This is a genomic window from Brasilonema sennae CENA114, assembly GCF_006968745.1.
Taxonomy (GTDB): domain Bacteria; phylum Cyanobacteriota; class Cyanobacteriia; order Cyanobacteriales; family Nostocaceae; genus Brasilonema; species Brasilonema sennae.
The window spans coordinates 6,563,771-6,575,951 of record NZ_CP030118.1 but is presented as its reverse complement, the minus strand read 5'-3'; the positions used below and the strand labels follow the sequence as shown (position 1 = coordinate 6,575,951).

Annotated in this window: 8 protein-coding genes; 4 read left to right on the top strand and 4 right to left on the bottom strand. The window is 44.1% G+C overall.

Going from position 1 to position 12,181, the window contains the following annotated elements; all coding sequences use genetic code 11:
- Positions 1-68: 68 nt before the first annotated feature.
- The 3 genes from lpdA to DP114_RS27375 form a co-directional block, all read right to left on the bottom strand.
- A complete protein-coding gene (gene lpdA, locus DP114_RS27385; protein WP_171977627.1) occupies positions 69-1,499 on the bottom strand; it encodes a dihydrolipoyl dehydrogenase in 1,431 nt (476 codons plus the stop codon).
- Positions 1,500-1,738: 239 nt separating this feature from the next.
- Positions 1,739-4,096: a two-partner secretion domain-containing protein gene (locus DP114_RS27380; RefSeq protein WP_171977626.1), complete on the bottom strand. Its 2,358-nt coding sequence runs from the start codon at positions 4,094-4,096 to the stop codon at positions 1,739-1,741.
- Positions 4,097-4,491: 395 nt separating this feature from the next.
- Positions 4,492-4,758, bottom strand: a complete 267-nt coding sequence (locus DP114_RS27375) for a hypothetical protein (RefSeq protein ID WP_169263005.1) — start codon at positions 4,756-4,758, stop codon at positions 4,492-4,494.
- Positions 4,759-5,863: 1,105 nt separating this feature from the next.
- Here DP114_RS27375 and DP114_RS27370 point away from each other — a divergent pair.
- The 4 genes from DP114_RS27370 to hpnK all read left to right on the top strand — a co-directional run bounded on the left by DP114_RS27370 (position 5,864) and on the right by hpnK (position 10,474).
- On the top strand, positions 5,864-6,685 hold the full coding sequence (locus DP114_RS27370) for a squalene/phytoene synthase family protein (protein ID WP_169263006.1): 822 nt from the start codon (positions 5,864-5,866) through the stop codon (positions 6,683-6,685).
- Between the two features lie 428 nt (positions 6,686-7,113).
- On the top strand, positions 7,114-8,568 hold the full coding sequence (gene hpnJ, locus DP114_RS27365) for a hopanoid biosynthesis associated radical SAM protein HpnJ (protein WP_171977625.1): 1,455 nt from the start codon (positions 7,114-7,116) through the stop codon (positions 8,566-8,568).
- A gap of 147 nt (positions 8,569-8,715) precedes the next feature.
- A complete protein-coding gene (locus DP114_RS27360; RefSeq protein WP_246162831.1) occupies positions 8,716-9,579 on the top strand; it encodes a ferritin-like domain-containing protein in 864 nt (287 codons plus the stop codon).
- Between the two features lie 10 nt (positions 9,580-9,589).
- Complete coding sequence (gene hpnK, locus DP114_RS27355; RefSeq protein ID WP_171977624.1) at positions 9,590-10,474, top strand: hopanoid biosynthesis-associated protein HpnK; 885 nt, start codon at positions 9,590-9,592, stop codon at positions 10,472-10,474.
- Positions 10,475-10,623: 149 nt separating this feature from the next.
- Here hpnK and DP114_RS27350 read toward each other — a convergent pair whose 3' ends face one another.
- On the bottom strand, positions 10,624-11,703 hold the full coding sequence (locus DP114_RS27350; RefSeq protein ID WP_171977623.1) for an MraY family glycosyltransferase: 1,080 nt from the start codon (positions 11,701-11,703) through the stop codon (positions 10,624-10,626).
- Positions 11,704-12,181 lie beyond the last annotated feature (478 nt).

Below are 12,181 nucleotides of genomic sequence, written 5' to 3'. Positions count from 1 at the left end.
ATTAGTCATTAGTCATTAATTACTTGTCATTTGTCAAGTACAAAGGACAAATGACATAGGACAAATGACTAACTAGCAATTGCTCGTTTGTAAGCTTCGTCCAGCACTTCAGAAAGTGTTGGATGGGCGTGAACCAAATGAGCAAGGGTATGGACAGATTGGCGGTTGGCGATCGCCGCTGACGCTTCATGAATCAAATCAGAAGCATGTATCCCAAAGATGTGAACGCCCAGAACTTCGCCTGTGTCTTTGCGATAAATGACCTTTGCCATACCATCAGCTTCACCTTCTGCCAAAGCTTTGGAATTTCCTTTGAAGTAACTTTTCGCCGTCCCGACTTCAAATCCTTCAACGCTACCTTTTTCTTTGGCTGCGCCTTCAGTCATCCCCACATAACTGATTTCTGGATGAGTAAACGCTGCTGCCGGGATACTGTGATAGTCTACTTCCTTGTGCCGCCCACAGATATTTTCTACTGCGATGATACCTTGAGCAGAAGCTGCGTGTGCCAGCATCATCTTACCGTTAGCGTCACCAATCGCCCAGAGATGAGGGACGACTTCACCAGCAGATAGCACTGCCATGCTGTCGTTGACTGGGATAAAGTTTCGACGATCAAGTTCCACACCAATAGACTCTAAACCCAGGTTCTTTGTTGCTGGAATGCGTCCGGTTGCAACCAGACATGCATCGACTTCCAGCACATCCACGTCTTCTTTGGTTTTGAAGTTCGCTAGTTCAATAATGACAGGTGAACCAGGAGTGACTTTTTTGGCGTATATGCCCACATGAGTTTCAATATCACGCCCAGTGATGAGAACTCGTTCAGCTAGTTTAGCAATATCACGATCAAATCCTGGCATCAACTGATCTAGGGCTTCTATCATCGTGATTTCACTGCCCAAAGCTGAGTAAACATCGGAAAATTCTAAGCCGATGTATCCACTGCCAACAATTGCTACCCAATCTGGTAGTGATTCTAGCTTCACGCCTTGGTCACTAGTAAACACAGTTTTGCCATCAACTTCAATACCCGGAGGAACGAAGGGTACAGAACCAGGGGAAAGAATAATATCTTTTGCTGTAATGGTTTTTTCGCCGCTGTCTGTGGTTACAGAGACTTTTTGTGTTCCTGCGATTTTACCCCAACCTCGAATGATATCGACTCCCAAGCGTTTGAGACTATTGGTTAAGTCGCCTTGTATTTTGGATACGAGATTGTTTGCATGGTTGGCGATCGCCTCTCTGTCGAATTCCACACTTCCCAGTTGAATTCCCAGCGACTTGAGATGATGGGCGTCTCTTAACTCTCGCACACGTCCAGATGCCGCCAGCAGTGCTTTAGATGGAATGCAGCCTCGGTTAACACAAGTTCCTCCCATATCCGCTGCTTCGATAATGGCTGTTTTCAAACCACAGCTAACTGCGTGTAAGGCAGCCCCGTGTCCGCCTACTCCAGCGCCTACAATGACTAAATCGTAATCAAATTCATGACTCACGTTAGTTTCCCCGTGTGCTTCCGCCTATTTATTCTGAGATTGACCAAGCAATCAGTCTAAGTTTCTTAATTTTAGGCTCTTGTCACTCGCTTCGCTCAAATTCAAAATTCAAAATATGTCCTATGTCCAGAGGACACGCTGCGCGAACAAAGTTCAAAATTAAGAACCACCAAAATAAATGGAGTGTAAACCGCCTGGCAGTCATGTTATTAAGTAGCATTAAGATGGACTTTGTACTTTCATTTACAAGATGTAGGATTCAACCAAGAACCATGAGGTGTCGTAGTAGGTGCTTGTGCGACCAAAATCACATCGCCATTACTATCCAGCACCCACCCCTGCGCTTCTACAATCTCATCCGGTGGATATTTGACATCTTTCCTTTTTTGTGAATTGTTTCTACTTCTCTGCCTTTGTGTTTCTGTGCTTGAAGTATCTGAAGGATTATTTGTATCCTCTCCCAAAGACACCCAATCTACCTGCACATTGTTGCTTCTAAGAACTTCCCTAGGGTTAGGTGGTATACCACCGCGTCCGGTGATGATAAACTCACTTTGATTTTGCGTGACACCTGCATCACATCCTTGTGCCAATCTTGGTTCTTTTGGTTCCACAGGTAAGTTGATTAATCCACCGTTGACATCAACTTCAGGTGTATTGATATTTACTACGCCGTTTAAAGTCGGATTGGTTTGAGAAATTGCCGTGATATCGTTTGTAAGTAGGTTTTGTGGGTTGAGTTTTGTTGGGTCGTTGGTTTCTAATTGTCTTGCCAAGTCTTCTCGACTACGCAGTGCTATGCCAAAAAGACCAGTAGCGTTGATTTGGATTTTGCCACCAGAACCTGTGAAAGCATTGCTAGTGATGTTACTGTTTTCTTTTGGTTTGGCGACAATAAAGCCATTAGGAGCATTGATGAAAATATTACCGCCATCGCCAATAGCCTGTACTTTGCCTGCATTGGTGGATATTTGACTGTTGCGGCGTAGCAGTAATAAATCCCGCACTTGTAGGTTAATATTTCCGCCTTGACCAGTATCAGTTTCAGATGTAATTTTGCCTTGATTATCCAGAAGTATTGAGCGAGCATTGATATTGAGTTCGCCCGCTTTTCCTAGGTTCAGTGGATTCCCCAGGTAAATATAATTCTTCAGAGCTTCACTGCTTACAGTTACTGTAGCCTTGTCCTGAACAATCAATTGTCCTGTGGTGATTGTCAATTTTCCTGCATCGGCAGAACCTATAGTCGTAGCATACAAACCACTAGCTCTACCATCCGGTAAGGTTCCAACAATTTCTACAGACTTAGAAGCATTAACAATCAAACGACCTCCTTGTCCTGTAGCTGGTATTAATTCTTTAGGATTTAACGGGTTTTGCCTTCCACTAGAATCAGCTGTGACCTTTGCCCCATCTTGAATGCGCAATCTCCCAGTATTGATTATTAAGTCACCCGCCTTACCAGCAGCAAAAGTGGAACTAGACAATAGACTGGCATAAGTTTTACTAGTAATTGGTTCGGTATAACTACCAATTAGTTGTACAGACTCGGAGGCATTTACAGTCAAATTTCCCCCTGCACCCTCACCTGATGTAGCGTTAAAGAGTTGTGCACCATCCCGCACAATTAATTTCTCAGTAGTAATCGTTAAGTCTCCACTATCTCCAACACCTGTAGTTCCAGCTAGCAAGGTTACAATGTGACCACTCAATTCTACGGTTTTTCCTTGCACTTGAATAGAACCACCCCCATCTTTACCATAAACATCTACAATAGATGGAATCCTAGAACCGTTAGTTGTCACGGAGGTAAGTTGAATGTTCTGCAAAGTCTGGACACCCTCATAGCCCATTGTCCAACCTTGTTTTATTGGGTTCAAACTGACGAAACTATTACCTGCGACACTCCCTAGCTCAATTCGTCCGCTTTTTGCCAATAAACTTCCGCCTTCTAGCGTTACATCACCGCCTATAAGTGCCAAAGTTTTGCCTATAGCTACTTGTAAACCAGCAGGTTCCTCAAAAAAATTAGTTGCGCCATCTGGATTTGCTTGAGATTGATTACGGATGGGTGCTGCTGTTGCGCCAAATTGTAAGCCAATAGGAACATTGACTGTTAGCAGCGGTGTGGTTTGGGGATTTGTGGCACTAAACTTAGTACCATCGGCAAAGTTCAAACTACTTGCGGTGCTTGCTACAAATGAACCCCCAATATTTAACGAGGCATTGGGACCAAAAATAATACCGTTAGGATTGATTAGAAACAGGTTGGCTGAACCGTAAGCGTTAATAGTACCATCAATATTAGAGAAAGATTTACCCGTTACCCGGCTAATTATGTTTTGAATCTCTGCCGCATTGTTAAAGGAAGCCGTAGTCCCAGCAGGTACAGAAAACTGCTCGAAACTGTGAAAAAGATTATTTCCCGCTCGGGTTCCACCTTCAATAGTTCTGATGTTATCTTGTGTTGTAACGCGAGAATTATTAGGTAGAGTTGCATCTGGAATGATTTGGGCAATAGCACAGTTTGCACACAACAGGTTGATACCACCTATGGCCATTCCTAGTCCTTTAAACCAATTCCGAAGAGAACTCATCCCAGATATTGGACTCCTTTACGCAAAGTAGCTGTTACTGAATATATAGTGACACTACATCATTCTGTGAACTATATCAATATACAGCAAAATTCAGAAGTCAGAAGTCAGAAGTCAGAAGTAAAAATAGCTTTGTGTCTGGCTTTTAGACAAGAGCGTTGTACCTCAATCACTTGCAATACGCTGTAAGATTTTTTTCATTCTTCCTAAAGCTGAGATCATGCACAATATTATCAACTTAATTTTTGAGATCCAAAACTAGTGATTTGAGAATGACAACAAAACTTAATAATTTTTACCCGAGAATATACTTTCTCGGGTTTTGTTACTTGGGATATGCTTAATTAGTTGAGCTTCTAATCTTTAGGTTGATAGGATTGCTATACAGTTTACTATTAACAACAACCCCCCGAACACCAAACACAATCCACCATGACAAGCTCGTCGCCTGGAATTGCTTGCAAAGCATTTTTAATTTCCTGAACTACAGTAGCATCATCAGATTGAACGTTTTTCAGATCGAGCATACACTGAAATTTTAGGACATTACCTTCCATTAAACCGTATTTTTTGCATATCTCTAATAACTTAGGGTTATAAAGAGCCTCTATTACTGCTTGTTGAAACTCTTGTGTGAACTGATTTAAATTTGTAGAACTCATGTCTTTTTCTTCTCCTTCAAAATTGATAAATTGGTGAACTGTTATTACACAACTCACTGCGTGCTGTGCTATACCCGAAGGGATAACTAATAGGAAAACAGTTAACACTAAAAGCTTTTGCCCTTTAGCTTTCTTGTCTTCCTTCTACTTTTTTATAGGAGCAAGTCAAATTAACTTATGCACTGGGTGAAGAAAAAATTGAAGCGATCTTTTTTCTTCACCCCTAAATAGGTGGTCGTCATCAAACAGAAAATGCTTAGTTTTTAGGAAAGAACTGGCAGCATATCCATCTTAGTGATAGGTTTATCTTTGCTTGTGGTGCGATCGCCAATATTCCTCTTCCTTAAGAAACCACAGTAGGTGCTTCATTAATGACTTGGAAGGTACAGGACTGCTATATCTTGTGAAGTACTGAACTTCTATCTAGGTCTTAGATATAGCAATGACAAGACAGAAAAAAGCAATGGCGATCGCCAAAAGACCCAATTCTTCTGGTTTATGAGTCGTAAGCACATATGTACTGGGAACTTTCACCTATTACTATCGTCAATTGACACCAATGCAGGTCAATAGCATTTTGCGATATCGCACACAGAGGAGAGGAGCTTGCACAAGGTTAACCGTATAGTTTTAGTATTTATTTACGCGGTAATCAATAAACTCAGGAGTGAGAGCCAAGAAGCATATATGATCCATAGCTAACAAGTCCGGCAGGTGGAAACTGATGTCATTTTTGGCAAACATTTCTTATCTTTTTTTGAAGAAAATAGCTATTCAGAATCTGTATTGGGAGTCAAAAGTTGGTAACTTTTGGATTGTGTTGAGTTTGACAGCCGACTGTGGATTCATGTATTCATCTGTATAGACCCAGAATACTTTGTATTGCCGGGTTTACGGTTTGCCTTGCTTGCCCGAAGCAGTTCGGGTTTAGGGGGGTAGGACGTGCTGAAGAATCGATATGCCCAAAGGAAGTCGCCCAAAAGGCAGTCGCAGTTGAGTAAACAGGGACAACAATTTCCACAATTCCAACTTTTTGATTTGAGTGGTGACTTTTTCGCCAACAATATTAGGCAAAATGAGTAATACCCAATGGAGCTGCAATCTTATGGACTTGTATGGAGATGCCTTAAACATCCTCAAGGAAACGAGTCGGACTTTCTACATTCCAATCATCAAGTTACCACTGGGCTTGCAAGAAGCAGTCGCATCAGCGTACTTGTGTTTGCGAGCCATTGATGAAATTGAGGATCATCCAGAACTAGATAACTTTACTAAAGCAAAGCTGTTACGAACAATTAGCTTGACATTACAAGCAGGGTGTGATGGCTTTGCCATCGATGCTTTCTATAAAGGATTTCACTCACATGAACATCTCCTACCCGAGGTTTCTCTGCGGATTCGAGAATGGGCAATTCTTGCACCTGCAACCATTGCTCCTCGGATTTGGGATGCGACTGCGGCAATGGCAGATAGAATGGCTTACTGGGCCCAAAACGATTGGAAAATCCGTAGCGAGTCCGATTTAGATCGTTACACGTTTGGAGTTGCTGGTGCCGTTGGCTTGATGCTCTCAGATTTATGGGCTTGGTACGATGGGACACAGACAAACCGTATTCATGCAATTGGGTTTGGTCGTGGTTTACAGGCTGTGAATATCATCCGGAACCACACTGAGGACTTAGTGCGTGGAGTGGACTTCTTTCCAGAGGGCTGGAGTGCAGAAGATTTGCATCATTATGCCCGTCGCAATTTGACGCTGGCAGATGCATACATTAGCGCTCTTCCTCCGGGTCCTGCTTTGGACTTTTGTCAAATTCCCTTAACCTTAGCTTATGGCACCCTTGATGCTCTTGCCAATGGTAAAAGTAAACTCAGTCGCAGTGATGTTCTTGCACTACTGGAGCAATTTACTAACACCAGTAAATAAAACACCTGTTGTCAAGCTTTTCGCTTATGGAAAGTTCCACGGCTGTTTACATCCACCCATACCTCAATAAACTATCAACTATGTTTATTTAGGTCTGACTAACCGTCCACAGGTTCTACTTAACACTACTCCTCACACTTACTCACACACCTCAACCCGCATCGCGCATCTGTATCTTTACAGTCAGCTGTGCAGCGTTTACACCAACTGAACAACTGTTCTTATAGGACTAGAAATACCAACGTTGCAAAATTATTTTTTCTTATAGACCTCTGGATGATATTCAAAGATATACTCAGCCACAGTAATGTTTTTGCACTCATTGCATGATTGAGTACTCAGTTTTTCTGATAATTTCGATTGCTACAGACTATATAAAACCTTGCAATTGACTGTATTGCCTTACTTAAAAAAAGGAGAAATATTTCGTGAAAAAAACCCTTTTTCTTAGTCCTCCTTCCTTTGATGGATTTGATGGTGGTGCTGGTTCGCGATACCAAGCCAAGCGCGAAATTACCTCATTCTGGTACCCGACATGGCTCGCGCAGCCCGCTGCACTCGTCCCTGGAAGTAAGCTTGTAGATGCTCCTCCACATAATCAGACTGTGGAAGATGTGCTGAAAATCGCCAAAGATTACGAACTGATTATCATGCACACCAGCACACCCTCTCTGGCAAATGATGTGGCATGTGCTCTTGCAATCAAAGAACAAAACCCTGATGTACAAATTGGTTTTGTTGGGGCGCACGTCGCTGTCTTACCAGAGGAAACGCTGCGTGACAACCGTGTGATAGACTTTGTGTGTCGCAACGAATTTGACTACACCTGTCAGGAGTTGGCACAAGACTTATCTTGGGATCAGATTAAGGGACTCAGCTACCGAGATAAAGACGGTAACTTACACCACAATGCTGAGCGTGACTTGATCCACGATTGGGATGTGATGCCTAGCGTACTACCAGTCTACGGGCGTGACTTAGATATTACGAAATATTTCATAGGATATCTACTACATCCTTACGTGTCATTTTACACCGGACGTGGATGCCCAGCCAAATGTAGCTTCTGCCTCTGGCCTCAAACAATTGGCGGTCACCAGTACCGTACCAAAAGCCCAGAAGCAGTTGGGCGAGACATGGAAGAAGCCAAAGCCATCTTTGGTGACAAGGTGCAGGAATATATGTTTGATGATGACACCTTCACAATTGACAAGCAGCGGGCCATCGCCATCAGCCAACACATGAAACGGCTCAAGCTCACTTGGAGCTGTAACGCCCGCGCCAACTTAGACTACGATACTCTCAAGCAACTGCGTGACAACGGGTTACGCCTATTGCTGGTAGGATTTGAATCAGGTAACCAGCAAGTTCTCGACGGCATCAAGAAAGGGATTAAGTTAGAGGTGGCGCGGAAGTTTATGGAAAATTGCCATAAACTCGGCATTACCGTACACGGCACATTCATCATCGGCTTGCCAAACGAAAGTCAACAGACAATTGAAGAAACAATTCGTTTTGCTTGCGATGTTAGTCCGCATACCATCCAAGTTTCTATCGCCGCCCCTTATCCTGGAACTGAACTTTATCGACAAGCTCAGACTAACGGTTGGTTTAGCGATAATTCGCTAGTTGCCTCATCCGGGATTCAAATGTCTACACTGCAATATCCGAACCTCTCGGGCGGCCAAATTGAGGATGCAGTCGAGCAGATGTATCGTCGCTTCTACTTTCGACCCAAAGCCATTATCCCGATTGTCGGCGAAATGTTGACTAATCCTCAGATGCTAGTGCGTCGCCTGCGTGAGGGACGCGAATTTTTCTCTTACCTAAAAGAGCGTCATACACAAGCGGCTGCTAAAGAGCAATCGGTTGTGAGTGGTTAGTTAGGTTATAGAATAGTTAGCGTACTGCCTTTTTATCCTAAAGAGTGGACTGTCTCACCACGGCATTGTCCTCTCTAACGTACTGGCTTGGGTACACGAGCCTGGACGCCTTATGACAACTAACAAATAAATTGTTGCCATATTCTTATGATGAAACTTGGAAGCGAAGAACACAAAGAGCTTTTTTGCCGCAGCTTCATCGAAAGCCACCTGGAGTTTGAGCCAGAAAAGCTCTCTTGGCCCGTTCTGGATAGCGTAGCTCTCGAACGCATACGGAGTATTCCCTTTTGGAAAGAAGCTCTCAGTACAGAGCGACAGGCTGGGGCGATGGTCAGCGCCTTTGCAGCAACAATCAGTGATCCCCTGTTGCGAGAGGCGATCGCCCTTCAAGCGATGGAGGAAACCCGCCACTCCCGACTGATTGAGTTTTTGATCAATCATTACGATATTCAAATTTCTCAACCTCCTGAGCCAGCGCTCCCTAGTAATATCAAAACTGCCTTCATTGACTTTGGCTTTGGGGAATGCCTCGATTCTTTCTTAGCCTTTGGATTGTTTGGAATTGCCCGCCAGGCTAACTATATGCCTGAAGCAATATTCGACATTTTCGATCCAATTCTTAACGAAGAAGCGCGACATATTATGTTCTTTGTGAATTGGGTAACTTACCAACAAATCCATGAAGGTCGTAGGGCGAATTGGTTACGCGGGTTTGATGCTGTTTGGCATTACTACAGAGCGCTGCAAGATAAAATCAAAGCCTTTGGTGGCTCAGATGAAGACAAACAGGAGGGCTTTACTGCCACTGGGGCTATGAACTTCACGGACAATTTGACTCCGGAACTGTTTTTATCTACTTGCCTTCAAGAAAACGCCAAACGGATGAGCGTTTTTGACCAACGCCTTCTCCACCCGCAACTGTTACCTAGACTTGCCAAAATCGCCCGACGCATTATCAGACTGACGCCTCAGCGACAGTCCAACTCAACCCCTCAGTTGTTGGAACAATAAATCAGAACTTATGCAGGCTCAGAAATTCGCCATTATCAATGGTGATGACTTCGGCTTTTCACATGGCGTTAACCAAGCAATTATCAAAGCCCACAAAGAAGGAGTACTGACGAGTACCAGCTTAATGGTTACAGGTGAGGCATTTGATAAAGCGGTTGATTTAGCACAGGCTCACCCCACCCTAGGAGTAGGTTTGCACTTGGTTCTGGTGTGTGGTCGAGCTGCACTGCCACCCTCACAAATCCCTCACTTGGTTGATGATACAGGTAACTTTCCATACAGTCCGGAAACAAGCGGGTTGCGCTATCAGTTCAATCGGTCAACTCACGAGGAATTGCAGCGAGAAATCCGTGCTCAATTAGAAAAATTTCGCTCTACTGGGTTGCGCCTTTCCCATGTAGATGGGCATTTGCATATGCACATGCATCCGTTGGTACTGCGTATCCTAGTTGAGCTAGCGGATGAATTCGGCATTCGGGTTATCCGTCTTCCTCATGAAGAACTGGGAATGAACCTGCGGCTTGAGCGTCGGAACTTACTCACTAAACTAGTTTGGGCGGCTGTGTTCGGTGGACTGCGCCGCTATGGTGAGGGGTTGCTGAAATCAAAGGGCATTGGTTTTGCTGAGCGCGTTTACGGGTTGCTTCAAACTGGTTCTGTGACTGAGGAATACTTGCTTGGTCTCATACCCCAAATTCAGGCAAACCTAGTTGAAATTTATTCTCATCCAGCCATCGTCATAGCTGGCGAACCGCTGAATGGTCCATCAGGGGCTGGTGAAGCTGAACTCGCGGCTACCTTGAGTGGGCAAGTGGGTAAAATGCTGACTGTTAAGGGATTTGAATTGACGAATTTTGATCAACTTCTAAGAAACACGCTTAACAGGGTTGGGTGAAACCATGACAAAACAGAACTTTCTTCCCCTACGAGTACGGTTGAAGCAGTCTCAGCGATGTGATTAAACGCATGGCAGGAGAAAAGCTACCCAGGAATGAGTAGCTATCTCGTTGCTTTGTCTACAAATTAACTTGCGGCTTCAAACCCCTAAGTTGTTCGTATCCTTTGCAAGACAATGAAGCTTAGAAAGACGATGATCCCAATGGTTGTGGCAAGTATTTGTACCAAAGTCATATTTTGTAGTCTCATTGCCAACACGTTGCAAATCAAAGCAATTGACCAAAGAATCAGCGCAGCATGGCGTTGAGACAAGCCCCAAGCTAACAAGCGATGGTGCAAGTGGTCTTTCCCTGGGGTGCTAAGAGGGTTTTTCCCCGCCATCAAGCGTCGGATAAACACTTGAGTAGTATCGAGCACTGGCAACAGTAAAAACAGAACTGGTGCGAGGAGAGAGACAGCCGTGGGTGCTTGGAGATTACCTAAAATACTTGTAGCAGCTAGTACATAACCAAAAAAGTAGGCTCCGGCATCACCCATAATAATCCGCGAAGGGTGGAAGTTGTGGCTCAAGAAGCCCAACGCCCCCCCTGCCAATGCTGCTAGAACTAACGTCGCTGCCGCACGGTTGGGAACCTGAGCTGAAACTGCTAATAAACTTATAGCGGTGATAAAGCTTACTCCTCCCGCCAAACCGTCCATGCCATCCATTAAGTTGATAGCATTTGTGATTCCAACTACCCACAATACTGTTAGTATTACTGATAGTGTCGAGTCGATGGGAGTTCCAAAAGAGAATTCAATGGTAATACGATTAGCAACTAACAATAAAGCTGTCAGTATCTGAATTAACAATCGAACCAGAGGGGGTAAGCCAAATTGGTCATCAATAAAGCCCACAAGAACCAGTATCGAGCCCCCTAGAAGAATCGTCTGTACCTCAGCCAGTACTCTTTCGAGTTCTATAGGTCGTAAGAGACTGGCTAATACCACGGCAGCAATCACTCCTGCATAAATAGCTAGACCTCCTGCATTAGGTAAAGGTTCTCGGTTCAGCCGTCGCGCATTCGGTTGGTCAGCCCAACCTACTCGCAGGGCAAACTTGCGGACTGCTGGAATCAAGCGCCAAGTGACAGTACCAGCTAAAAGAAATGTAAATACTACCGCTAACCAGCCGGAACCGTTAGGGTCAGCAATACCGAGGGAACGAAGGGAGCTGTGTATATTCATCTCCCGATTTAACCATTAGTGTTAGTGTCGATAAGCATCAATTGTATGTTAGTGAATTTTTTCCTAACTATCTGTAACTTCATAAGAAGTTGCTTCTAATATAGAGTCATTCTGTGAAGATAAAGTGTCGGAGTAAGGGCGTAACACCTTACGTCTGTGCTGGAGTGGGGTGTAGAGTAGAAAGATTATTTTTTATTTTGTCTTTTAAAATTTAAATTGTCACTGGTCTTTAGTCCACAACTTCAACTAGTTCCCCAAGGACTTATGCAGCGCTAAATTGTTCCAAGGCAACTAACTGCAAAGTGGCTGCATTTGATTTCACTCATAATGCTTAGGCACTCTCCTCCTCAGGGCGTAGCCGTGCTGTAGGCATAGCGCTTAGGATATATCCGAAGGATGATTTGATCAAGAACCCAGAAGTCAGAATTCAGGAGCTGAACGCTGGATAGCTCCGCACCCCGAGTCAGAATCAATTAAC